The following is a 26,371-nucleotide window of genomic DNA, read 5'->3' as shown; positions in this document are numbered from 1 at the left end:
TTTACAGTCTTGTAAGACCTTTCTTTTGTTCACTTTAAAAAATGAGGTTGAGAAAGATTTCTCAGCCCCAACCTATATGCAATTTTCTATAAGCCATGTTTTGTTCCAGAAGTGACTAGGACCACTTCCTTCGATAATCATCTGTCTACCACTAACAGCTCTAGCTGCTAGCAGTCAGAGTACTACGTTCGTTTCCGTGCACTCCATGCCCCGACCAAAATTTGGGTTGCTAGCTTGAGGGGTTTACCGCGTTCCACTCTCTCCGTTTCCAGAGAGACTCCGTCACTGTGGCACTTTCAAGCCTAATCTGACTTATCCGAAGACTTAGCCATTTCGACTGCCGTAACGATCTCTCGTCCCTAGGCTTATGGTTTCGCCTAGCACAAACACTACAGGCATCACAGCCTGTGCTAGCATGGACTTTCCTCATGAAAAGAGAATCTCTTCACGCGATTATCCAAAAATTGCATTTATGCACTTGATAGACACTCAATTATACATCTTCATTGTCTAAAATTTGTTTACCAAACACTTCTTTTTCAAGTCGATTCAATCGTTTCAAGATATCAAAGTTTGTCATCGAGGTAGAAGCGGTAACTTCGATAGAATCAGGCTGAGTTGGAACTGACTGTGGTTTATGAGATAATTCTTCCTTCAAATCAGCAATCTCTTGACGAAGGGATTTGACCAAAGCTGCGTAGGTTTCATAATCCTTAATCACATCGTCTAGGAATTCATCGACCTCTGCTTTGCTATATCCACGTACTTCACGTCCAAATTCTTGTTCAAAAATATCTTTCGCTGAAAATATAATACTTGCCATGTCTCTCTCCATTCTGGGTTACTAGTATTATTATATAAAAAAAGACAAGTAAAAATCAAGGTCAAAGGCTTACTTTTCAGAAAAATTTTCTACTATTTCATTCAAGTCCTCAAATGTTAATCTTCTTGTAACATAGTCCGCTTGATTTTTCATCATTTGGTAAAAATATCGTAACTTGGTTTCGTTTTCTTCGTCGTAAAAAAGATAACAAGTATCTGTATTTTCCAGCAAAAATTTCTGATAATCACGTAATTGTCCCTTGTGCTCATATTGTGGATAGGCGTATTTGACAAAATCAACCTGCTTGAACTCACTCAATTTCGCTTGATTTGCTTCATTCCAATTACTGCCATGGGTTTCAAAATCAAAAATGGTCGCCAATTGAAATCCATAGTCTTCTTTCATTTCTTTAGCTACTTGAAGCACCCAGTGCTCAAAGCCCAGAGTCCCTGTAAAGACAAGCCAGGTCACCCCTTCCTCTGCTAGACCTTCCAAGTCTCTACTAATGGCTTTTTTGATAATGTCAACGCGAATATCCTTGTCATTAAAGAGACCAAGGTCGAAGGCCGAATAGCCTAAAATCAAGGCTGATGTCATTTTTAACCCTTTCTTTGTAAATTTATGATATAATAGAGTGATGTTATTGTACCAATAAGGAGAATTATGGTCAACTATCCACATAAAATTTCATCTCAAAAGAGACAAGCCCCCCTGTCACAAACTAAAAATTTCGCAAATCGGGGAATGTCTTTTGAAAAGATGATCAATGCTACGAACGACTACTATTTGTCGCATGGGTTAGCTGTTATTCACAAGAAACCGACTCCCATCCAAATCGTACGTGTTGACTATCCCCAACGAAGTCGTGCCAAGATTGTTGAAGCCTACTTTAGACAAGCCTCAACTACTGACTATTCAGGGGTTTATGATGGATACTACATCGACTTTGAAGCAAAGGAAACCAGGCAAAAACATGCGATACCGATGAAGAATTTTCATCTCCATCAGATCCAGCATATGGAACAAGTCCTTGCCCAGCAAGGAATCTGCTTTGTACTCCTTCACTTTTCTTCTCAGCAAGAAACCTACTTATTGCCGGCTATTGACCTCATCCGATTCTATCATCAAGATAAGGGACAGAAGTCAATGCCACTTGGATATATTCGAGAAAATGGATATAGGATTGAGCCTGGTGCCTTTCCTCAAATTCCCTACCTCGACATTATCAAAGAACATTTACTAGGTGGTAAAACAAGATGAACAAACAAACTTTTCTGCGAATAGCTAAGTATGTCAGTATCAGTCTCTTAACTGTATTTATCGCAGCTGTAATGCTTGGTGGAGGTCTCTTCCTCTACTATGTTAGCAAGGCTCCAGAACTTTCTGAAAGTAAACTAGTTGCTACAACGTCAAGTAAGATCTATGATAGCAATGACGAGCTTATCGCTGATCTTGGATCGGAACGTCGGGTCAATGCCCAAGCAAACGAAATACCGACCGATTTGGTAAACGCTATTGTTTCGATTGAGGATCATCGCTTCTTTAATCACCGAGGAATCGACACGATCCGTATCCTAGGTGCTACCCTACGAAACCTTCGTGGTGGTGGAGGCCTGCAAGGAGCTTCCACCTTGACACAGCAGTTGATCAAGTTAACCTATTTCTCTACGTCAACTTCTGATCAAACCCTTTCTCGTAAGGCCCAGGAAGCTTGGTTAGCCGTTCAGCTAGAACAGAAAGCGACTAAACAAGAGATCTTGACCTACTACATCAACAAGGTTTACATGTCAAACGGTAACTACGGAATGCAGACAGCTGCCCAAAGTTACTATGGAAAGGACCTAAAAGATCTAAGCATTCCTCAATTAGCTCTCCTTGCTGGTATGCCTCAGGCTCCAAACCAGTATGATCCATACTCGCATCCAGAAGCCGCTCAAGAACGTCGTAATCTCGTCCTCTCTGAGATGAAGGGGCAAGGTTACATTTCAGCTGAGCAATATGAAAAAGCGATTAATACTCCGATTACAGATGGGCTTCAAAGTCTAAAATCGGCTAATAGTTATCCTCCATACATGGACAACTATCTCAAAGAGGTAATCGATCAAGTCGAACAAGAAACAGGCTACAATCTCTTAACGACTGGTATGGACGTCTACACCAACGTTGATCCTAAAGTTCAACAACATCTCTGGGATATCTACAATACCGACGAGTATGTCAACTATCCAGATGATGAAATGCAAGTAGCTTCAACGATTGTGGATGTGACAAATGGGAAAGTCATTGCTCAGTTAGGTTCTCGTCACCAATCAAGCAATGTTTCCTTCGGAATCAACCAAGCTGTTGAAACCAACCGTGACTGGGGTTCTACCATGAAGCCAATCACAGACTATGCTCCTGCCTTGGAGTATGACATCTACGACTCAACTGCTTCGATTGTACATGATGTTCCTTACAACTATCCTGGAACAGATACCCCTGTTTACAACTGGGATAGAAGTTATTTTGGAAATATTACCATCCAATATGCGCTCCAACAATCACGGAACGTTACTGCTGTAGAAACCTTGAACAAAGTTGGTTTGGATAGAGCCAAGACCTTCCTAAATGGAATCGGTATTGACTATCCAGATATGCACTATGCCAACGCGATTTCAAGTAATACGACTGAGTCAAACAAAAAGTACGGAGCAAGTAGTGAGAAAATGGCTGCTGCTTACGCTGCTTTTGCTAACGGTGGTATCTACCATAAACCAATGTATATCAATAAAATCGTCTTTAGTGATGGTAGCTCAAAAGAATACGCTGATCCTGGTACTCGTGCCATGAAAGAGACGACCGCCTATATGATGACAGAAATGATGAAGACTGTCTTGGCATACGGAACGGGTCGTGGTGCTTATCTCCCTTGGCTACCTCAAGCTGGTAAGACTGGTACATCAAACTATACAGACGATGAAATTGAAAACTACATCAAAAATACTGGTTATGTAGCCCCAGACGAAATGTTTGTTGGTTATACTCGCAAATATTCAATGGCTGTGTGGACAGGTTACTCAAACCGCCTTACTCCTATCGTTGGTGATGGCTTCTATGTTGCAGCTAAGGTTTACCGTTCAATGATGACTTATCTGTCTGAGGATAACAACCCTGGCGACTGGACTATGCCAGAAGGCCTCTATCGAAGTGGTGAGTTCGTCTTTAAAAACGGTGCTCGTTCTGCATGGACTGCTCCTGCTCCGCAACAGGCCCCAACACCAGAAAGTTCGAGCTCGACATCAGAAAGTTCAACTTCACAGTCAAGCTCAACTACTCCAAGCACGAATAATAGTGCAAACAATAATACCAATAACCAGCAACCAAATACAACGCCTGGTCAACAAAACCAGAACCAAAATCAGAATCCTCAACCAGCACAACCATAACATTTATCACCCAGATTTTTCTGGGTGATTTTTTCATAGCACTATTGCATTTATGTGCTTAACAAAAGCCTGAGAAGACATCTTCTCAGGCTTTTTCTGTACTATAAACCTCATTGGGAAAGATAGGAAACGGATTTCGTAATCTTGTTAAGAGGTTTTACTAAATACTAGTCTTTCTTTGTTTTTGCTACAAAGAGAGCAGATAGGGCTAGGCTAACACCTGCTAGGAAGAGGGCTGTGTCAGATTGACTCTCACCTGTTGCTGGCAAACTTTGTTCAGCTGTTTCTCGCTTCGTCACTTCTTGTTTTAGTTCCGGTGCCGGTGCCTTACCTTCATCTGAAGCAAGTGAGCTAAGTTTAAACTCAGGTTTCTCTACTGTTGGAGCAGCTTGATCACCTACTGTTGCTAGCGGGCCTGTGTATTCTGGCAATTCATGCACTAGAGCCATCACTGCATTGACACCACCCTTGAACTCAGGTTTCTCTACTGTTGGAGCAGCTTGGTCTCCTACTGTCGCCACTGGGCCTGTGTATTCTGGAAGCTCATGTACTAGGGCTTCAACTGCATTGACACCACCCTTGAACTCAGGTTTCTCTACTGTTGGAGCAGCTTGGTCTCCTACTGTTGCTACTGGGCCTGTGTACTCTGGAAGTTCATGTACTAGGGCTTCAACTGCATTGACACCACCTGTGAATTCAGGAACCTCAAGAACGGGTGCTGGTTCTTCACCCTTGCTTGATTGAACCGGTTCTTCTGTTAATTCTTGATAAAAGCTTGCCAATTCATAAAACTCAGCCTTGCCACCTTCCCAGACTAATTTGACGTCTAGAAGAGAGCCACCATTTCGGATAGCGAAGGTTTGGAGACTAGATGTAATGGCACCGAGGTCTGTCCAACTGTCTTGACCATCCTTGAGTGTTCTAGCAAGAACACGTGCCTTAGCTCCTTCAGGAAGACTGGAAACGAGACGAAGGTGGTTGGCATTGGTTGGCTCAGATAAGTGATACACCAATTCGCCCTTGTCTTTTTCAGACTTGTAGCTGGTCAAGACTTTGCCGTCTACAAGATTATTATAAAGGTTGCCTTGGCTTTCTCCACTACTTCCTTCTACTGTTGGATCATTGATTGGTTTGACAAATTCACCATCGTTGATGACCAATTCTGTAAATCCTACAAAACGGGCATCATAGTCTGCTGTATAGAGGACACGGAGATAGTTAGCTTTAACTGGTGTCGTCAATTCACCCTCGATGTAGCGATTTCCTGGCATCTTAGAATCGTGTGTCCAACCATCTGTCAATGAATCATCGTGTTGGCTGTTGGCCACACCATCTCCCACTGTCACAACATCTGTCCAAGTTTTACCGTCTTGGCTGACTTGGATCTTACCATCACGAAGGTAGTTTTGTGTTCCGTCTTGGATATAAGCTCTAATCTTCTTGATAGTGCGTTCGCTGCCAAGTTTCAAGGTCACATGACCATCTTTATGGGCATAGTCTGAAAACTCAACGAAGTTGTTGTAAACACCATCAAATAGTTGATCTAGGTTGTTCAGCTTACGAACATCATTGCTTCCGTATGTTGGATGAATGCCCATAGTTGTAGATTCTAGTTTGGTTGGTTGTACTTCTTTGGTTGTCACAAGGAGAGAAGTGGCTGTCACAGCTTGCTCCTGATCTGTTTTGTTGACCAAACGCACATAACGTACTAAGTGGCTTGCTGCAGATCTATCAGTCAACTGGCTAGCTGCTGTCCATTCTTGCGCATTTGCAGAGTACTCTAGGCTAAGAGCAGGGTTGGCTTGGCCTTGGAGCTGGATGCTCTTGATTTGATGGATACGGTCAAGTTTCATACCTAGATAGCTATGAGCAGGGAGTTTGGTTCCAGCTGGAATTTGAAGTTCATAATGTCCCAAGCTATCCACTACCGGCGTTTCCTTCAAGGCATCAACGTTGGTGTCCGTTAACTCACTGTTTCCAGAACGTGTCTCAACAGAGAAGTCCTGGATACGCCACCAGAGGTCAAGGGCCTTGGTATTGCGGACTCGGATGTAACGAGCATTGATCGCTCTGGTCACTTCCTTGGTTTGTTCTCCTGATAGGCGATCCAACTCTTGCCATGCAGTTCCGTCTGTAGAATACTCAAGTACACCTGCGGCAAGTTTATCACCCGTTCCTTGGCGAAGTCGTACTTTAGTGACTGACTTGACTTCACCGAGGTCCAGTTGTGCCCAGGCATCTACTGGAGTTGTATTGCTACCGTCAGCATTTGCCATCATGGCTTCTGTATTGTCCTTGCCATCAGTGATTTGACGGGCTGAGGTATTTAGTTTGTAAACTAAGTTTGAGCTTAGACTAACTGTCGTTGCTTGTTGGCTACGAGCTTTTTCAACTGGACGGTTGACTGCAATTTCCTGAACTGCAAACCAAGTGTTCTCGCGGTCTGCTGTCGCAATCATGCGAACTGCCTTGGCCTTGATAGTGAGATTTTCAAACTTAAGCAGGGATTCATTTCCGACATAGCTTGGCTCTTTCAAGGTTATCCAGTTATCGTTTTCATCTTGATACTGCACTTCTGCCTTACTAAAGGTATCACGTGGATTTGCCTGCGTTCCCATAGCAAAGGTCAAGGTTTGAATCGCTACTGGTTTGTTGAACTTCATACCAATATAATCACCTGTCTTGATGCTATTTGGTGATTTAATAATCGCATGAGTTGCCAAATCGCCATCCGTTACTTCTGCCAAACCACCTTCTACCCCTGTTCGATTGGTGATAAAGGTGCTGATGATTTGGTCTGGATGCAAGACTTTTTGAACTTCAGACGCTAGAACTTCTTTCAGGGATAGGATAAATGGACGAATATGTTGAACACCCAATTCAGCTTTTTCCATATGGTCTACATAATGGAAGGTGTGAGTTTGAGACTGTTCGTACAATTTCAAACCTTTATAGTAGCTATCCCAAAGTTTGGCTGCATCGTTTGTAGCCATGGCTTCAGTTCCTGTAAGGAAGGCATCGAGGGCATTCATTTGATCGATTGCATTATCCAACCAATAGTGGATTTGGGCAACCATTTTTTTATCGCCTGATGCTTTATAGAGTTCGGCTGCTTCTTTAATCTTGGCAAATTCTGCACGCAAGGCTACACGTTCTGCAGTCACATCCTGACCTGCTTTGAGCTTGGTCATGAAGTCTGTTAATTTTGGAGCCAAGTCTACAGATTCTTCTAGTTTGACGACACGATTATCCATGTTTTGGTTGATCATGTGTTTACCAAGTTCGCGGAAGGCTGCTGATACCTTGCTATCTTCAAAATGACCATTTTCTACAAAGTTGAAGGCAATATCATTGATTTTCTTAGCTTCTTCTTCTGATTTCCACTGTTTCCATGAGTATTGAGCTCCTGAAAAGAGGGCAATCTTAGATGGTTCAGACTGTTGCATTGGGTTCAACATGATACCAGACAGCAAGCTTGGATCCACATTTGGATGAAGGAATTTCTCACCACCACCTAGAATCAAGTGTTGTTTCGAGTTATCTGTTACAGGCCAGTTAATCCAAAGTGAAACTGGGCGATAGGTCTTGCCACCTGCGGATAGATTGTTCTTGAGAGTTGAAAGGAAGCTTTCAGAGACTTCACCCCAAATCTTACCACCCGTCAAGGTCATGGATGTTGAACTTGGGAGATTTTCATTGAGGGATTTCAACTCATCCTCACGTCCATTACCCCAATACTGGCCAGGAACAAAGATCATTTCTTTGCGAAGACCGCTGTAGGTTCCCTGCATTTCAGTCAACCACTTGGTCATATCTTGCATCAAGCGGTTGTAGCTATTGTAGCCTCCGACTGGGCTTGGAGCATCATCTGCAAGGATACCAAATTCACGGACACCCACTTTCATCAACTGGGTAAATTTAGCCTTGATGGTTGCCAAATCTTCTTGGTAATGCGCTTCATTGCCAAAGCGGATGCGGTTGTTCATGAATGGATGGATAGTCCAGACATAGCGGGTTTTACTTTGATTTCCGACACGAGCGAGTTCACGGATTTCAGCTAGTTTTTCTTCTGGATAGAGTTCACGCCATTTCTTGTTGTGGTATGGATCGTCTTTTGGTGCAAAGAAGTATTGGTTCAATTTCAAATCGCCACCAAAACGCATGAGTTCTGCACGATCGGCATTCGACCATGGGTTTCCATAGTATCCTTCGATGAAACCACGGTTCTTGAGCTCTGCGTAATCTTCTACTGTTACATTGCGAAGGACTGGTACTTGGCTTTCCTTGAGCATGTGTTTCAAGGTTGTCAAACCATAGAAGACTGCATCAGTGTCTTTTCCGACGATAGAAATCGAATTATCCTTGATACTCAAGACATAGGCGTCAATCTTGTCAAAGAGACCTGCTGAAACCTTGGACAAGTTTTGCTCTGCTTGTGAACCTTGTCCATGCACTCCAAGATAGATGTTGGTTGCGCCAGCGATTGCTGACTTACCAGTTGTATAAGATACTTGATTGTCCTGCAAAACACTCTTCAAGCGATTGCGAGTATAGATATCGAGTTGATCACCCATGACCAGATTGACTTGCTTGCGAAGAGCTGTGACACCTTCTCCATAAGTCACTTTTTGTGGAGTTGGGAAGACCTTGTACTCTTTCTTGAGATAGTCTGCGCTCTTGCTGGCAGCTGCAATGCTGTCTTCGCTAGCTGGTTTACTTGCAGTGAATTGATCTGCCAATTCAACTGTTCCATCACCGGTTTGGTCTACTTTTGGTTTTTCAGGAGTAGTTGGTTTTTCTGGTTGACTTGGTGCAGGCGTTTCTTGCTCTTCTTTAACAGGTTTCAATAGATGAATTTCAGCAGCACTTGCAAAACCACCAACGCCTTCCAATACTTTCAACTCAATCTTGTTGGTATGTACCGCCGCAAAGTTGACTGTTTTTTCTTGGGCGTTGTTGTCCCAGCTTCCTTCTGAAACCTTGACCATTTGGCCATCTTTTTGTGCGTAGATTTCGTAGCGCGTCACAACACCATTTCCACCACCTGGACGTGGGAGATAGGTCAAACCATTGATTTTTTCTGCTTCTTTCAAGGTCATAGTAAGAGTGTATGGCGCAGTGTCACCAGTCCATTTAGTATGCCAGAAGGTATTTGGATCATTGTCAAAGGCCTTTTCAACAGCGCCTTCAGTCGCGTTTCCTGGAAGTTGCTGACTGCTTGCGGTTGCAGTAATCTTATCATTTGAAATCAAACGAGGGTTTACAAATGCTTTGTCTGACAACTCTGCACTATGCAAGATTCCTTTGAAACCACCGATGCTTTCAAGCGGTAGAACCAAGCTATTGTGGGCAAAACGAGGGTGGGCTGGATTTGCAATACGCTCAATCTTTTCACCATCCACATAGACTTCTGTAGATTGTGGTTTGGTCACGATGGAGATTTGATAACGTTTGTTCTTTTCAAGTTTTTTATTGAATTGGATATGGAACTGTTCAAACTGGTAAGCAAGATAGCCGTCTTTATCAGCTAGATAGATACGATTGTCCCCACTTGTTGAGAAGGTTTGTTCCCCGTCTCCAGTGACAGTTACATCAAACTTCAAGACGTGACTTGGACCAACATCACCAGCCAAGCCTTCGATACTGCTATCTTTCTCAAAAGCCAATCCCTGTTCGCTTGCCTTCACTTTCTTGCTTGCATAGTTCTTGACTGTTTCAGAATTGATGGTAAACAAGTCGCTTTGATCAATCTCTTTATCAGGATTTGACTGTGGCGCATAAGGGCTCGTTGGTAGGGTGCGTTCTGCAAAGGTCGCAGCTGCACGGTCAGATCCCCAAGTGCGTTCTGCAGTGGTTTGCATGCTCTTGAAGAAGCGTTTGAAGATGTCATAAGAGGTCAAACCGGTCTCATGAAGGTCAATGTTATCATTCCAAACTGCGTGCCCACCACCAAGAATACTTGGATGAGAAGCTGGTAGAAGTGGACCTCCACCTGTTCTAAAATCATTCGGTGTCCAGCTATTGTACTGACGTTCGTAGTTAGCATAGTCCCCGTAGGCTGCTTGACTATTGCTTCCACTTGGCACACTATAGGTCGGTACATCCGTGATATTGATAATCTTAGCTCCCTGAGCAATGGCCTCATTTGGTCGTTGCCATCCGATACTCCAGATATCAACCTCTACTCCGTTCCAATCAACAGGAGTGTTCCCACGTTTCGCACTGAGCGATCCCCAGATACGAGGGGTGTAACCTTTAGACTTGATATATTGGGTCAAATCATTGACATAGCGGCGATAGCTTTCTCTGCTGCCATAGTATTCATCCGTTCCGATATGAACAGTGGACACGCCATGAAGCGGTGCATCTGGACCATCGAGAAGTTTGTCATAAACTGATTTGACAAATTTAAGAGTTTCTTCGTACTTGTTATCCAAGTCTAGCATGGCTACGCGCTCAACATTGTGCTTACCTGCATAATCGCTCAAACTACCTTGATACATGAGGTCTGGACGGACTTTGACAAATGATAGAGCGTGACCTGGTGTGTCAATTTCTGGCACTAGATTGATATGCAAGGCCTTGGCAAGTTTAATCAGATTTTGCATTTCTTCCTTGGTATAATGCTCATCTGATGTCAATTTTTGACCATTCTTACCGACAATGTCTGTCTCCACACGGAAACCAGTCTTGGCATGTTCAAGTACATACTTGAGTTGTTCTTCTGAACTTAAATTCTTACCTGCCAAGTGTTCCTTGAGGAAGATATAGTTATCGTTGAGGTGCAACTGCAAGTCGTTCATCTTGTAGTAAGCCATGTTGAGCATGATGTCTACAAGGGTGTCGTAAGGGATAAATTTACGACCTGTATCTAGCATAAAGCCACGGTGGCTGAAACTTGGGAAATCGCGAATTTCACCATTTTGTAGGTCTGTTTCTCCCATTTGAAGAAGAGTACGAGTGGCGTAGAAGGCTCCTGTGTTTGTGGCAGCTTCGATGGTAATCACATCATCTTGGATAGTGATACCATACCCTTCTTTACCATAACCCTTGTTTTCAACTTTTTTAAATTCGATTCGTTTTTGAGCCTGCTTGTCACCTGTTGCTAGTTCCAATCCACGGCTAGCAAGGTCTGACTGATAAAAGGTTGCTGCCTGATCAAAGCCAGAATCTCCTGTCGCAAGGACTGTATCTGAAGTGATAGAAGATTGGCCTTCTTTCCCATACCATTGTTGAACAGCTGGTGCTACTTTTGGTTTCACACCCACACCTTCGTCCTGATGTAGCCCCTTGATGACTACTTCGAACTCTTTGGTAAAGGTATGACTGTCTCTGATTTGTTGGACCATGACCTTGACACGTTGGTCTGTCAGAGGTTTATGGATACGATTTTGAAGGTCAATTACACCTTGTTTATTGCTTCCGATAAGACTAACTTCCCCTGGTAGACTAGGCAAGACAAGAGACTGTCCGTCTTCTGCTACTGTTAGTTCGGTTACTTGGCGGATATCCGTTACCTTACTATGGTCCGGAACGTTAGAATACGCTCGAATTTCTTGGATTCCAACGTTTCTCCAGTTCATGGTTCCCGCTTGGTAATCATTGACCTCAAGTTTGAGATATTTAGCTTTGATACTATCAGCTAGGTCTACTTTCTCGTCTAAAACAGGATCTCCAGTCTTGGTATGAGCGAGTTTCCATTGCTTTTCTCCATTAGCGCCCACGTCTTCTTGACCTGCATAGTAGAGACTCCAAGATTTGATATTGGGGTCATTTTGCCCATTGCGAAGACGACGATCCCAGTCAATTTCTACATGTTTGATCAAGGTTGTCTTAGGAAGGGTCAATTCAAAAGTTGGTTTTGGTACATCTTTGTCTGTAGCCCAACGAGTATTGTCATCTCCGTCGATAGCCTTATCCGCAGTAAAGTTGGTACCAGTCTCATGGTTGCTCGCCTGAGCAGTAGCACCTTCGAGATGGTTGACATCTTCTCTATCTTCGATTTGCTTTTCAGCTGGTTTTACTGCTGGTGTAGTGGTTTCCGAAGGTTGATTGTCTGCCTTTGGTGTTTCAACCGGTTTCGGCGTTTCTGCTGGCTTGGGACTTGCAGGACTTGTCTCTGGTTTTGCCTCTTCACTTGTTGTAGGATTGGTTCCCTCATCAGTCGCTGGAGTTTCTTCATGACTTGCTTCTGTTGCAGCTTCTGCATCCGCCTTTTCAAGCGCAGCAGCTAAATCATCGGGTAACTTATCCAGTGCTTGAACATGGGTGATGCTTCCCTCTGTTTCTGAAGGTGCTGCAGTTTCTGCTGCCTGAACCATATTGGCTCCAAAGATACTAGCACCAATCATAACGGAGGCTGCACCGATTGCAAATTTTCTTATACTATAGTGACAGCGTTTCTCAAAAAAATGTCTATCCATCTTTCTCCTATTCCTTTCATCCGCATACATGAGTAAGCGGTATCATTTCTCCTTTGAAAAAAGGAGAGAACCTAGAGGTCCTCTCCGGCTGTTTAATCCTATTTGATTCTAGTTCTTTTGGACTTCTAAAACCAAATCTCATTAATCTTCTTTACGTTTTGTCGCAAGAACCGCAGCAGATAAAGCGATGCTCACACTTGCTAAGAAGAGAGCAACTTCTGAAGCATGTTCTCCTGTGGCAGGAAGTTTCTCTTCTTTATCTTCCAGAGCTTTGGTATCAGCTACTGGGCTTGGAGTGAGCGGGTACTCAGGTTTTTCAACTGTTGGAGCTGCTTGATCTCCAGCTGTAGCCAATACACCTGTGTAGGCTGGTTTCTCGTTTACCAAGGCTTGGACCGCATTGACGCCACCCTTAAACTCAGGGACTTCATTTGCAGCTGCTAGAACTGCATTGGCTCCACCTTTGTATTCTGGTAATTCGTTTACCAAGGCTTGAACTGCATTAACGCCGCCCTTGAACTCAGGGACTTCATGTACAGCTGCTTCTGCCGCATTGACACCGCCCTTAAACTCAGGTAGGTCATGAACAGCCGCTTCTTCTCCAGCTGTTCCGTAAGGGCCTGTATATTCAGGAACTTCAAGAACTGGTGGTTGTTCTTCACCCTTGCTACTTGTCGGAGCGTCTGGTTTCGTAGCAGAATCTTTTAATTGGTTGAGATAGTCTGCGAAGTAGGCCACCATTCTTTCAGTCAAGAGATGATTATCAGTCGCATATTTCATGCTCGCCTGAACTCCAGCCACTTCCTCTTGGTTTTCTTTGTCTGTCAATTTCTGCGCCTTAGCTAAAGCTGCTTCATAGCCTGACAAGTCAAGAGGAGTCTCTGCTACTTGCGGACGAGTAAAGATAAGTTCCGCTGCAGATTGGTATTTATCGCCACCATCTCCGTAAGTCTTGGTACCAGTAAGGACGATTTTCTTAGCCTTGATTGTCTTGCCAAAGTCAATGTCTTTTGGCTTGTTGTTATTTGGCCAATCTGTCACTGTGAAGGTATGTTCCTTACCAGACTCATCTGTGACAACCAGTTTCACATCACGCAAGTTTCCATTTGAATCAGAGGCACGTGGAACATAACGAAGGCCTGTGATTTCAGTTGGTTCTTTCAAGACCATGGTTGCAGGCTTGCCTACATCTCCTCCATTCCAAGATGTATGCCATAGGCTAGATACATTACCATCAAAGGCATTCTCAAGACCTTCACCTGGTTGAGCTGGCGCATCCAAACTTTCAAAGTCTTCTGCTACCAAGGCTGTCTTCTTCTGAACCAAAGCATTCTTCAAAGCTTCAATCTTGGCAATCTCTGCACGCGCCTCTTCCACGCTAATGTCATCATCTGCCTGACTGAGGTTAAAGACCGCCTCTTTCAAAGCGTCCATAGACTCTTTCGTATAGTTGGTCATGGCTACAGTTGGCAAGTAGTTCTTGAGAGCATTTTCTGTCAACATCTTACCTGTTAGGGTAATTTCCTCGATGTGAAGATTGTCCATCATGAAATCGTTGTAACCACGGAAGTTGGCATTTCCACCAGAATCACCACGAGTATTGCTTGCGTTTCCAGTTGAGTAGATACCTACCCAAGTATCGCCTGTTTCTGCACCTGTCACGAGGAAGGTTGCCTTCTTAGCTTTCTTAGAATCTGTCCAAGTATTTGGCAATTCATGCATTTCCAAGTTGCTTGCTTGACTACCACGACGACCTGACTGGAATTCTCCCTTACCGACTACAAAGGCATAGGTATTGTCTGATCCTGCTTCGTATTCAAAGGTTACACGATAAGTCTTACCTGCCTCAAAGCGGAAGTTTTGCGGAATAGTTTGGTAAACCAAGTTACGACGGCTCACTAGTCCATTTGTCTTCAATGACCAATTTCCTTCGATAACATCATCGACTTTCTTACCGTTCCAACCACGCTGTGTATATGGATCGTGTTTTTCAGACAAGTGAGTCCGGTTGTCTTCGACACCTTCGACACCACCCACTACAAATGGGAAGATTCCTTGAGCAACATTTTCAAAGTCTTGTTTGAAGGTGCCTTTACCTGTATCATGGTTTTCTCCGTACATGCTTGAATTATTTTCAAAGGTACGAATTTCATCAAAGTAAGTTGCTTCATCACCAGCTTCACGACTCAAAGTCAGAGTAACATTTGAGACGTCCGATCCTGTTGTAAAGAAGGCGTACATATTTTGGAAGTAACTTGTATTGTCAACTGTAGCATTGTCACGACGATTATTATGAGCATATGCTTTGATATAGTTGAGAGCGAGTGACTTATTGGTATAAGTAGTCACTTCTTTTTCACCAGTATTCACAGTGATACTTGCCTTAGCATTACTACGGTTATCGACACCTACATAAACAGCATACTTGGTATTTGGTTTCAAGCCAGTCAGTTTCTGAGTAAGGCTTACCTTGCTCTTATTGCCTTGGATACGAAGCATATCGTTTGCACCTTGAGACTTAACGATTTCTGCTTTAGATGCATCTCCTGAAATAGTCCAGTGTTTCAAGGTTCCGCTGTTAAATCCTTGGTCATAGATATGCATGCCTTCGCTCCATGACATTTCAGGATTGGTTTGTTTTGAACGGTAAAGAACGTATGGTTGATTTGCTAGAAGGTCTAGAGTAATCTTACCATCTGTTACAGTTAGTTCTTGCTCTTCTGTCTTACCTTGGTCCGTTAGCTTGTAAAGGTAAACCTTGCTCTTTGCCCAATCGCTCGGAAGGGTCCAAGTTGTTGCACCGGCCTGCGTATTGAAGTAGTACATTTTTTCCTTATCAGTAGGAAGTTTCTTACCATTTGCATCCCAGTTCCAAGGAGTCAAGTAAGCTGAACCATCTTGGATAACACGTCCGTTGAGCGTTACTGTACGTTCACGGTATTGTGGGCTATTGACATCATTTGACTTACGAGTCACAACAACCTTGTTACCTGCTGCATCGACTAGCTCAACCTTCATTTCTGGAGTCCATTTATAGGTGCTACCATTATCGGTCATGGTAACTGGTGTACCATTTTCCCATTTACTTACAGTGAAGTGTTGGAAGTACTTAGTCATGACATCATGGGCAAATAAGTTGGTTACATAGCCATTGTAGTCGCTTCTTCCTTGCCAGCCTTCAAAGTCTTTCATGCTGTAGCCACCTAGAAGTGGGTAGTTGGCTGCACCACCGTAACTTCTGTAGTCCCCAACCCATGAATCTTTTTGGTGGTTGCGGATAAAGCGTGTGATGGCACTGTTGATACCTTTATTAGTGTAGCCACCATAGGTCAAGTCAGCTGCCCAGTGTTGGAAGGTAGAGTCGTATTCACCACCATGACCCCACTCAATCGCAAAGCGCCAGCCTTGTTTGTTGATTTCTTTAGCAAGAACGTGGGTAGCCCAGGCACCGTTATCACCTGATTGACCATTGCCCCATACGTCCACATAGATAAAGTCGAGACCTTCACCCAGTTTTTTCTTCAAGTCTTCCCAGCGAGCCAAGCGTCCATGCGCCAAGTCATAAGCAGCATCGATGTTGATACCTTGGTCTAGCCAGTTCCATCCGTAGCTGTAGCTTCCATCTGGATTCTTACGAAGAATATTTTCATTAAAGTATTTAGACTCAGGATAAGTCTCAGAAGCGTTCACGTGGATACCAAGATGAGCTCCATATTTCTTCGCTTTTTCGATCAAGGTCTTGAAGTCTTCAACACCACCAATACGTTTACCAATATCAGCATAGTTCAAGTGTCCAGAGTCATGACCTTCACTACCATAACCTTTAAGGAGAACACCTTGCCCAAGACCATCTGTGTGGAGATTGATTTTCTTGATACCATCCAAGGTCATAAGGAATGGGTTTTGGGCTTGTGAGCCAAAGTTCATCGCGATACGGTAAGCAGTGATATCCTTAACTTTTTCCCAACCTTGAGGGTTGTTCATGATGCTACGATAAGCAATGGCACCATCTTGCCAGTCGACTTTGTTGTCAGCATTGGCATCTTCGGTGATAACAACCTTGGCACTTGGAAGTTCCTTGGTGTATTCTGGGAAGACAATGCCCTTATAAGCCTTTTCCCATTGCCATTCAGAGCTGTGAATTCCGACATAGTTGGCATTTCCAACTGTTTCTTTATAGGCTGTCAAACGAGTCCAGTCATTCGAACCACCACCATAGCTGTTTTGAGAATTGCTCCAAACACCTGCAGCAAGCTTATCTGTAGAAACAAATCCATACATGTAACCCTTAGCCAAATCTTTCATTGGATTGGTTACATCGATATGATCATCCCCGCTGACATGGGTATTGTTTGACATGGTTGCCCCATCAAACTTAGCACCAGCTTGATCACTCGAAACAGAGACCAAAGCATTACCAAGGAAACTAATAGTTGAAAGCAATTTTCTTTCGTCATCAATCTTTTGACCTGGAGTAACTTGATTGTGGTTGACAATCTTGGTCACATCAAAGTGTAATTGATTATCCACAACTTGCAAGCGTACTGTCATTTCCGCATTGATTAAGTGAGCATCATCGCGAAGCTTCATCAAATACTCTGCTGTTGTCTCATTGATTTTCTTATAAGTAACTTCAGGGGTGATTCGGTGGTTATTGATAAAGACTTGATTGAACTGTTGCACCTGTCCTGGCAAAGTATGCCCATTCAAAGTATATTCTTTCACGCGTGGAAAGGCTTGGTCAATCACTGCCTTGAGGACCTTAGACTGGATCGTATCATAAGTCACCTTGCTATCATCAACAGCCGGACCTGTTTCTTTCTGGGCAGGAGTATCATCCGCTTTTACACCTTCTTGATTGTCTGTTTTAACGCTGACAACCGTACGGTCATTGCTATAGGAACCAGCTTTTAGGACGATTTTCTTCTCATTTTTGAGAGTTTCATTAACAGCTGCTGGCAAAGTGACCGTATCAAAGAGTTTCTCATCATTATTCGTTGCATTGAGTTGTCCATCTGACTTGAGGTTAATTGATAGGTGGTTAATTGATCCTGTCTCAGGCGCTGCTACACGTCCCCCCTTATACCAGGTGCTATCGGTTGGAGATTTATACTCCCAGAACCAGCCGTCCTTGTCATAACCAACAAAAACATTGTTCTTGGTATCTTTAAATTTCAAGAAGACACCAAAGCGTGATTTGCCTTTTTCAGAATCATCTTTGAAGGTTAAATCAACAGTCGCATTTCCATTAGCATCAACTGTCAATCCTTGTTTTTCAAACAAGGCTGGTTTATCGCCATTGTCGTTCTGTGCAGTTGAAGACAATTGATTGTAGCGAACACCTTTTTCTTCACGAATAGTGACGGTTCCTTGTTGCTCTTTATTCGCTACTGTTTGCCATTCAGGAGTTACTGTCTTAGGTGTTTCAGGTTTCGCAGTTGCAGGTTTATTCTCTTTTGGTTTTTCTTCAGCCGGTTTTTCTTTCTCTTCCAAGTCTGCTGGTTTCACACTTGAAATTCCCTGCATGTGGTCTTGAATCCATTTTAGTTGAGCTGGTGAGAAGAGAATGCCTCCGCTCCGTTTTCCAACTACACCATTTTGGTGTACACCGACTAGTTTGCCTTCTGTATCAAAGATACCGCCGCCACTAGCACCCGGTTTTCCTCCTTGGTAACCAATCCCTTGGACACCTTCTCCGTATGGTTCCGCAAAATCAACTGTAGTATTGACAATCGGATTCAATTTCCCTTCTGGATAACCAAAGACATGGAGTTTATCTCCAATTTTCTTAACAACTGGCTTTTTAGTTACTTCAACAGGCGTATTTTCTAGAACTGTACGCAATCTCACAAGGGCCAAATCATTTTTGAAGCCCTTCAGGTAGCCTTCACGATCCCAATGAATGATATCTTTCTTACTAAACTTGACATCTGGCAATCCTGGATAAGAGATGCTATAGATATCTCCATCCCCTTGGTCATTATCCACAACCTTACGGATATTGCCATCTTGGCTGTCCTTGATAAAGTTATGAGAAACCGTCAAGACAAGGTCTTTTGCAACGACAATACCGCTACCTTCTCCTGATGGCGTCTTAATCTTAACAGTCGCGCCATAGTTTAATTCCCCATTGGTAGTCTTAGCCACATCTTCTGGGACGAGCTTCCCTGTATCTTGGGCCAATTGATCCTTGTCAACTTCGCGCCCATTGTCTTCGGCTTTCTCCAACTTATCTTCTAATTCTTTTGGCAGATTGCTTGACTTTTCAGACTTTTCTTTTTCTTGAGCCAACAACTCTTCTTCTGTTTGTGGGCCTTCAGTAGTTTCAGCTGAACCAGGATTCTGAGCGGCAGCTTCCTTGTCAAAATCGTGCCCCTCATCACTAGCCTTCTTATCCAAATCAGCTAGTTCACTCGGCAAATTATCTGTTGAACCAACTCTTGCTTGATCAGCTAATACTGGGCTAGCTGCGAAGAAAGTCGCTCCAATCATCACCGAAGCTACTCCAAGCGTAAACTTACGAATACTGAACTTACAGCGTTTTTCAAAAAATCGTTTATCCATGAACTCCTAAATCCTTTCATTTTCCAGTAAGCGTTTACATTTCTTTTTTAAAAAATACTCCTTTCTCTGAAAGTGCTCTGCTTAACTGTTATAAATAAAAATTAATTGTACTTTTAATATAACAAATAAAAAGGCAGAAAGCAATAGGAAATAGGTAAAATTCACTAAAATTTTCTCTTTTCTGAACAGTTCTAACGCTCAGAATTTTAAGAATCGCTTTACAGCTATAAAAAAATCCTATCTCTAATCATTCAGGGACTTATACCAAGATAAAAAAGGACTTAACCATCATGTCGATGGCTAAATCCTTCACTTTTTTAAAGTTATTTCACATGGTTTGCGAGTTCTTCTTGGGCCTTTTTATTTGACTCTTCTTTTTCTTTCAACCATTTTTCTTGAGCCTTTTGGTATTCGTCTGTTGTCACTGCCTTATCTTGTACTTCTAGATATTTGTACAAAAGGGCTTCACTCATACCCTTGTTACCAGAGTATGCAAATGGAAGTGTAAATGGCACCATCTTAGACAACATTGGACGACCAGTTTGAGAAGTTGTTGGGATGAGCAAGGCACTGTCTGTCAACCAAGCTTGGGCAGCAGCATATTTCTCATAACGTTTTGAAACATCAGTGGTTTCTTCACCAGCTTCCACAACCATTTTTTCGTAATCTTCTAAACCAACTTGCTTAGCGGCAGCGTTGTTTGTCCCAGAATCAAATCCTAGATATGTTTTCGTGTTTTCTCCTACAGAAGGCTTGATAATATCAAGATAAGTAGATGGATCGATATAGTCTGGAGACCAACCCACGTTATCTGAGATATCCCAGTCTTCTCCAGCCGCAGTTTCAGCGAAGTAGGTAATGTTTTGAACATCATCTTTTTGAAGCTGTTGGATATCGATAACCACATTATCTGATCCTAGATTTTCTTCAACTGACTGTTTAAAAGATTGAACACGTTGAACTTTTGTTGTATTGGTTTGATCTACAGGCATATCCAAGTGGATTGGGAATTTCACACCTTCCGCTTGAAGGGCCGCCTTAGCTTTAGCGAATTCTGCTTTGGCTTTGTCAGGATTGTAGAGTCCATCTTGGGCATCATCCAAGTTTACGTTGCTCCACTCATCTCCATAGGTCACCAATTTTTCTTTAACTAATTCCCCAAAGTTTTTCCCATCTGCCTGTACAAATGTAGGAGGAACAAATAAGTTACGAAGCAGTTTAGTAGCCCCGCTTGCACCATTTACTTGAGAAGCGTAGGCTGTTCTATCAAAACCAAATGCAATAGCTTGACGGAAGTCCTTATTCAAAAGGGCCTTCTTGGTTGATGCTTTTTCCTCATCTGTTGGCTTAGAAGTGTACTTATAAGACTGGCGATCGATATTTGTGCCTACTAAATAAGTAGTAGAATCTTGTTGGGTATAAACGATATTGTCTTTGAATGTTTTTTCAGTCTCTGAGTAACTAGCACTTGTTGGGAAGAGACGAGCCATTGTAAAGCTACCGTCTTTGAAAGCTTCAGTTGGCTTATTAGTATCTTGACCATCCCAGAAGGATAATTTCACTTTATCAAGATGGACATTGTCTTTGTCCCAATAGTTTGGATTCTTTTCGAACTCGACTGATGATTTGGCTACGATTGATTTGAGTAAGAATGGTCCATTATAGAGAATGCTGCTTGGGTCCGTACCTTTAGCAAAGTCATCCCCTTTAGAGTTCAAAAATTCTTCATTAACAGGAGCCAGAACACCCATTGTTGTCTTAGAATTCCAGAAACTTTCTGGCTTGTTCAATGTGTATTGAACGGTATAATCATCAAGAGCTTTGATTCCTACTTGAGAAAAATCTGTAATTTCTCCTTTGACGTAAGCATCCAATCCCTTGATAGATTCCTGAACCAGGTAAAGACCATCTGATTTCTTATCAGCAGCATACTTAAGACCAGTTACAAAGTCTTGAGCTTTAACTTCTGCATACTCCTCACCTTCAGATGTATACCATTTTGCATCCTTTCGGAGTGTATACGTGTAAGTCAATCCATCCTTAGATACAGACCAATCCTCAGCCATAGATGGTACAAAGTTCCCATAGCGGTCATTTTCAAGTAAGCCATCGATAACGTTACTAGTAATATTTGCTGTAGCTGCCTTACCAGTTGTCAAATAGTTTAGGTTATCAGGATCCGTTTCGTAAATGTATGAGAATGTTTTCTCACCTTTAGCATTTGAACTTGATCCAGAGCAGGCCGCAAGAGTTGCAGCTGCCAATAACGTCACACCCGCAAGGGCAAGTAGTTTTGAACTTTTCATTGTTTTCTCCTTTAAAACTTTCACCCCATTATAGTCCCTTTTCAGAAACATGTCAATAAAATTTTCAGAATTTTTGAATTACTTTGGTAAATTCTGAAAAATAAGTTTTCTATTATAAAATTATTATTCTCTAATACTATATTTTTATATCTTAAACCAGCAAAACAAGGACCGAAAATCAGATTTTTTATCATTTTTTTGCTATGATTAGATAGAAGAAAAGTTAAGGAGAAGACAATGATATTAATTACAGGTGCAAATGGTCAACTCGGTACCGAACTACGTTATTTACTAGATGAACGAAGTGTGGACTATGTTGCAGTGGATGTGGCCGAAATGGATATCACTAATGCTGAGATGGTTGAGAAAGTCTTTGCCGAGGTTAATCCAACTCTGGTCTATCATTGTGCAGCTTATACTGCTGTTGATGCGGCAGAAGATGAGGGAAAAGAACTGGATTTTGCCATCAACGTAACTGGAACTGAAAATGTAGCCAAGGCCTCTGAGAAATACGGAGCTACTCTGGTCTATATCTCAACAGACTACGTCTTTGATGGGAAGAAACCCGTCGGACAAGAGTGGGAAGTCGATGACCTACCTGATCCGCAAACAGAGTACGGACGTACCAAGAGAATGGGTGAGGAACTTGTTGAAAGCCTTACGTCACAACATTATATCATCCGTACTGCTTGGGTCTTTGGAAATTATGGCAAAAACTTTGTCTTTACCATGCAAAATCTTGCCAAAACCCATAAAACTCTCACTGTTGTCAACGACCAACACGGCCGCCCAACTTGGACACGTACCTTGGCTGAGTTTATGACCTACCTGACTGATAATCAAAAAGAGTATGGCTACTACCACTTATCAAATGACTCCACTGAAGATACCACTTGGTATGACTTCGCTGTCGAGATTCTTAAAGACAGTGATGTTGAAGTAGTTCCAGTAGACTCCAGCAAGTTTCCTGCCAAGGCTAAACGCCCCCTCAACTCAACCATGAGTTTAGCCAAAGCGAAGGCCACAGGTTTCGTCATTCCAACCTGGCAAGATGCCCTTAAAGAATTTTATAAACAAGAAGTAAGAAAATAAAAGATTACGACATACATAAAAAGCAAGAGGCTTTAAATTCTCTTGCTTTTTAGTATCTGATTACTTAATTACTTGTTGTGTCTTAGCATAGTTGGCTTCGACTGCTTCTTTTTCAGATTTCCACCATTCTTGGTTGTCTGTATACCACTTAATGGTCTCTTTAAGACCTGCTTCAAAGTTGGTAAACTCTGGCTTCCACCCTAATTCATCACGGAGCTTGCTAGCATCGATAGCATAGCGAAGGTCGTGACCCGTACGGTCTGTCACATGATCATAAGCATCAGCTGGCTGTCCCATTTCCTTGAGGATGAGTTCTAGGACTTCCTTATTGTTCTTCTCACCATCCGCACCAATCAAGTAGGTTTCACCGATTTGACCTTTAGTCAGAATCGTCCAAACACCTGATGAATGGTCATTGGTATGGATCCAGTCACGGACATTCTTACCTTCACCATAGAGTTTTGGCTTGATACCACTCAAGATATTGGTGATTTGGCGCGGAATGAACTTCTCGATATGCTGGTAAGGACCATAGTTGTTTGAACAGTTGGAAATAGTCGCTTTGACACCAAACGAGCGTACCCAAGCTTTGACAATCAAGTCTGAAGCCGCCTTGGTTGATGAGTAAGGAGAGCTGGGATTGTACTTGGTTTCAGCGGTAAATTTCTCACCTGGACCTTCTCCATGACCTGGCAAATCTTCACGCAGAGGCAGATCCCCATAGACTTCGTCAGTTGACACATGGTGGAAACGAAGGTCGTATTTACGAGCAGCTTCCAAAAGAGTGTAAGTCCCAATGAAGTTGGTGTGGATAAATGGACTCGGGTCATTGAGCGAGTTATCATTGTGGCTTTCTGCCGCATAGTGAACGATGGCATCTGCTTCAGCTGCCAGCTTGTCTACCAAGACTGCATCAGCAATATCTCCAACAACCAACTCAACACGATCACCTAAAATTTCTTCAATATTGGCACGATTACCTGCATAAGTCAGCTTGTCCAATACTGTCACATGGACATCTGGGAAGTTGTTATAGACATAATGAACAAAGTTAGAACCGATAAAACCAGCCCCACCTGTCACGATGATATTTTTGTATTCAGTCATTTTTATTCCTTAACTTTTTTACAAATCTTCTTTTCTTAGTGGTTTGACATCCTTTAGCAGTGGATGATGTTTATCTGCTTCCGAAACTTCTGCTTCTGCTAGGTTTTCCCACTGGATGCCCAAAGTTGGGTCTGCATAGTTGACAAAAGCATATTTAGGCTTGAGTTCAAGTGCCCAGTAGTCATTGACCAGATAGCTATAAGAAACTGTATCCGAGAGGACTTGGAAACCATTGGCTACGCCGCGAGGAACAAAGATTCCCTTACTTGCATCAATCTCGGTCTGATAAACATTTCCAAAAGTCTCACCTTCACGTAGGTCAACCCAAGAACCCAGAACATTGCCACCATCTGCTACTGAGATGTACTTGTCCCAAGGTTCAGCATGGAGTCCTCGAAGAACATTTTTACGAGAAAAGCTGACGTTATTTTGCAGTTTTCCTTCAGCAAAGAAGCTTTCAGGAAAACCAAGCGGTAGCATCTTTTCTTTCTGAAAATTTTCCTTAAACCAGCCACGATTGTCTCCATGAACTGGAATGTCAAACTCTAACATACCTGGAATGGCATCAATCTTACGCACTGCAAGTGTTTTGCCGAAAAAATTATCTGTCATCTAGATTTCTCCAATCAAACGGAGCAGGTATTGTCCGTATTCATTCTTCTTAAGAGGTTGCGCCAATTCCAGTACATCTTCATGGCTGATATAACCCATTCGATAGGCAATTTCTTCCAGATTTGCAACCTGGAGATTTTGCATTCGTTGAACCGTTTCGATATATTGGGAAGCCTCTAACAAGCTCTCGTGTGTCCCAGTATCCAACCAGGCAAAACCACGTCCCATAACTTCAACTGACAAATCCCCACGCTTCAAATAAGCATTGTTAACATCTGTGATTTCCAACTCGCCACGAGCACTCGGTTTGATCTGTTTGGCAATCTCCACGACGTCATTGTCATAGAAATAAAGACCTGTTACTGCATAGTTAGAGCGAGGATTCTCCGGTTTTTCTTCTATAGAAATAGCATTCATGTCTGTATCAAACTCGACCACACCAAAACGCTCTGGATCCTTCACTTGGTAGCCAAAAACAGTCGCACCCTTCTCTTTCTTGGCTGCCTTTTGAAGCATTTTGCTCAAACCAGGCCCATGATAGATATTATCGCCTAAAATCAATGCAACACTATCGTCACCGATAAATTCTTCACCGATAAGAAAAGCCTGAGCAAGTCCATCGGGACTAGGCTGTTCCGCATAGGAAAGCTTGATCCCAAATTCGGAGCCATCCAAGAGCAGGTCCTTAAAACGGGGTAAATCCTGTGGTGTTGAGATGATCAAAATGTCCTTAATCCCAGCCAACATCAAGGTTGACAAAGGATAGTAAATCATGGGTTTATCATAAACCGGCATCAGCTGTTTTGACGCAGCTCGAGTAAGTGGGTACAGGCGCGTTCCCGAACCACCCGCAAGAATAATACCTTTCATAGTAGGTTTCCTTTCTGGCTAATTACCTATCCTATATTATATTTCATCTTGTCCCAAATTCCCTACGGAATTTACTTCAATTTGGATAATACAGCTTTTAAATAGGCTCCATCTCGAAGAGCAGCTCCAACTTTCCTAGCTTGTTCTGAAAGTTCCTTGTAGTCTTGAAGTGTCAAATCATCTAGTACTTTTTGGAGGTCGTGTAGAGAATCAACTGCTAGACCACACTCTTTATCCAGAACGAAATGCGCGAGGGCAGACTCTTTCCAAACCACTAGAGGAAAGCCCGAAGCCAAATAAAGAGAGGCCTTGTGCGAGTTGTTAAAGCGTAGATAGTTTCCGTAAGAACCTTGGCAGGTTTCTGAGCTGTCTCCGTCCCAGACCAAACCAAAACTACCTTCAAGAGCAGCTGGGAGGTCATCTGGCATAAAGGAACCAAAGTAGCTAGTGTTTTTCAATGCACGACTTTCATCATAGCCCACTCCATACAAGTTATAGGCTGGCTGGTCTGGCAAGTTATAAAGATAACCTGACTTTGCAGGGTTCAAATTTCCAGCTACGATAATAGGCTGGTCTTTTTGGAGATTTGATTTTTCAGCAAAGTTTGGAATCAGATAGTCAAAAATCTCCAAGCTAACCATTTTATCTGCTGGCACTCCTTGACCTACCAGAACTTTCTTCATGATATCGTTATGAACGATAATGCTATCCACTGACATCAAAGCTTTCTTTTCCTGGAAGTAATTGCGCACTTTATGACGAAATTTCACTTCTGAACCTGCTGCATGACGCAAGGTTTCAATATCATGGATCAACAGATAGAATCTTGCTCCTCTTTTTTGCGCCTGCTTAATGAGTTGTGAGATGAAAAATGTATGGTGGATAATAGGGAACTGAATCACCAATTCATCTCCGGCTCCCAACTGATCAAACACAGACTTGGTCGCACGATATTTGTGTTGTTGAGCTTTAAAGAAATTCATCTTATACCAATTCTCAACCTTGAGCTCCAACCCCTCATAACCCTCTGAGATTAGAATAGCTTCCACGTCATTTCGCGCCTTACTCCCTGCATTCTTTTCATGTGCATTATGCAGAAATGAATCCTTCAGATAATATTTCACCTTTTCTCCCCTTTATCCGTGATGT

General features: G+C 42.7%; 12 protein-coding genes and 1 other RNA gene. 3 read left to right on the top strand and 10 right to left on the bottom strand.

What is annotated here, in order from left to right:
• Positions 1 to 84: 84 nt before the first annotated feature.
• From rnpB to B7717_RS05200, 3 genes are all read right to left on the bottom strand, one after another.
• Positions 85 to 465: RNase P RNA component class B (gene rnpB, locus B7717_RS05210), an RNA gene on the bottom strand.
• Between the two features lie 28 nt (positions 466 to 493).
• On the bottom strand, positions 494 to 823 hold the full coding sequence (gene gpsB / locus B7717_RS05205; RefSeq protein ID WP_084944321.1) for a cell division regulator GpsB: 330 nt from the start codon (positions 821 to 823) through the stop codon (positions 494 to 496).
• A gap of 69 nt (positions 824 to 892) precedes the next feature.
• A complete protein-coding gene (locus B7717_RS05200) occupies positions 893 to 1,420 on the bottom strand; it encodes a DUF1273 domain-containing protein (protein ID WP_084944320.1) in 528 nt (175 codons plus the stop codon).
• 66 nt (positions 1,421 to 1,486) lie between these two features.
• Between B7717_RS05200 and recU the strand changes: the two genes are divergently transcribed.
• A complete protein-coding gene (recU, locus tag B7717_RS05195; protein WP_000248756.1) occupies positions 1,487 to 2,083 on the top strand; it encodes a Holliday junction resolvase RecU in 597 nt (198 codons plus the stop codon).
• Positions 2,080 to 4,248 (top strand): penicillin-binding protein PBP1A, encoded by a 2,169-nt coding sequence (gene pbp1a / locus B7717_RS05190; protein WP_001041840.1) that lies wholly within the window; start codon positions 2,080 to 2,082, stop codon positions 4,246 to 4,248. Before recU ends, pbp1a begins: the two co-directional genes overlap by 4 nt.
• Before the next feature lie 167 nt (positions 4,249 to 4,415).
• On the opposite strand, the gene B7717_RS05185 is transcribed toward pbp1a, so the two are convergent.
• The 3 genes from B7717_RS05185 to B7717_RS05175 all read right to left on the bottom strand — a co-directional run bounded on the left by B7717_RS05185 (position 4,416) and on the right by B7717_RS05175 (position 21,541).
• Positions 4,416 to 12,671, bottom strand: coding sequence for an SIALI-17 repeat-containing surface protein (locus B7717_RS05185; protein ID WP_084944319.1), 8,256 nt, complete (start codon positions 12,669 to 12,671; stop codon positions 4,416 to 4,418).
• 141 nt (positions 12,672 to 12,812) lie between these two features.
• Entirely contained in the window at positions 12,813 to 19,235 is a 6,423-nt protein-coding gene (locus tag B7717_RS05180; protein WP_084944318.1) for a SpGH101 family endo-alpha-N-acetylgalactosaminidase, read from the bottom strand.
• A gap of 323 nt (positions 19,236 to 19,558) precedes the next feature.
• Complete coding sequence (locus B7717_RS05175; RefSeq protein WP_084944317.1) at positions 19,559 to 21,541, bottom strand: peptide ABC transporter substrate-binding protein; 1,983 nt, start codon at positions 21,539 to 21,541, stop codon at positions 19,559 to 19,561.
• 237 nt (positions 21,542 to 21,778) lie between these two features.
• Here B7717_RS05175 and rfbD point away from each other — a divergent pair, with 237 nt between their 5' ends.
• Entirely contained in the window at positions 21,779 to 22,633 is an 855-nt protein-coding gene (rfbD, locus tag B7717_RS05170) for a dTDP-4-dehydrorhamnose reductase (protein WP_084880425.1), read from the top strand.
• A 60-nt stretch (positions 22,634 to 22,693) separates the two neighbouring features.
• Here the strand turns inward: rfbD and rfbB are convergent, their stop codons facing one another.
• From rfbB to B7717_RS05150, 4 genes are all read right to left on the bottom strand, one after another.
• Positions 22,694 to 23,740, bottom strand: coding sequence for a dTDP-glucose 4,6-dehydratase (rfbB, locus tag B7717_RS05165; RefSeq protein WP_084880423.1), 1,047 nt, complete (start codon positions 23,738 to 23,740; stop codon positions 22,694 to 22,696).
• A gap of 18 nt (positions 23,741 to 23,758) precedes the next feature.
• Positions 23,759 to 24,352: a dTDP-4-dehydrorhamnose 3,5-epimerase family protein gene (locus B7717_RS05160; protein WP_084944316.1), complete on the bottom strand. Its 594-nt coding sequence runs from the start codon at positions 24,350 to 24,352 to the stop codon at positions 23,759 to 23,761.
• Positions 24,353 to 25,222 (bottom strand): glucose-1-phosphate thymidylyltransferase RfbA, encoded by an 870-nt coding sequence (gene rfbA / locus B7717_RS05155; protein WP_084944315.1) that lies wholly within the window; start codon positions 25,220 to 25,222, stop codon positions 24,353 to 24,355. It lies immediately after the preceding gene.
• A 71-nt stretch (positions 25,223 to 25,293) separates the two neighbouring features.
• Entirely contained in the window at positions 25,294 to 26,346 is a 1,053-nt protein-coding gene (locus tag B7717_RS05150) for a hypothetical protein (RefSeq protein ID WP_000878650.1), read from the bottom strand.
• Between the last annotated feature and the right edge of the window lie 25 nt (positions 26,347 to 26,371).

The organism is Streptococcus oralis subsp. oralis (assembly GCF_002096495.1).
Taxonomy (GTDB): Bacteria; Bacillota; Bacilli; order Lactobacillales; family Streptococcaceae; genus Streptococcus; species Streptococcus oralis_CU.
Note: the sequence above shows the minus strand (reverse complement) of the source record. Positions and strands in the feature narration are given on the sequence as shown.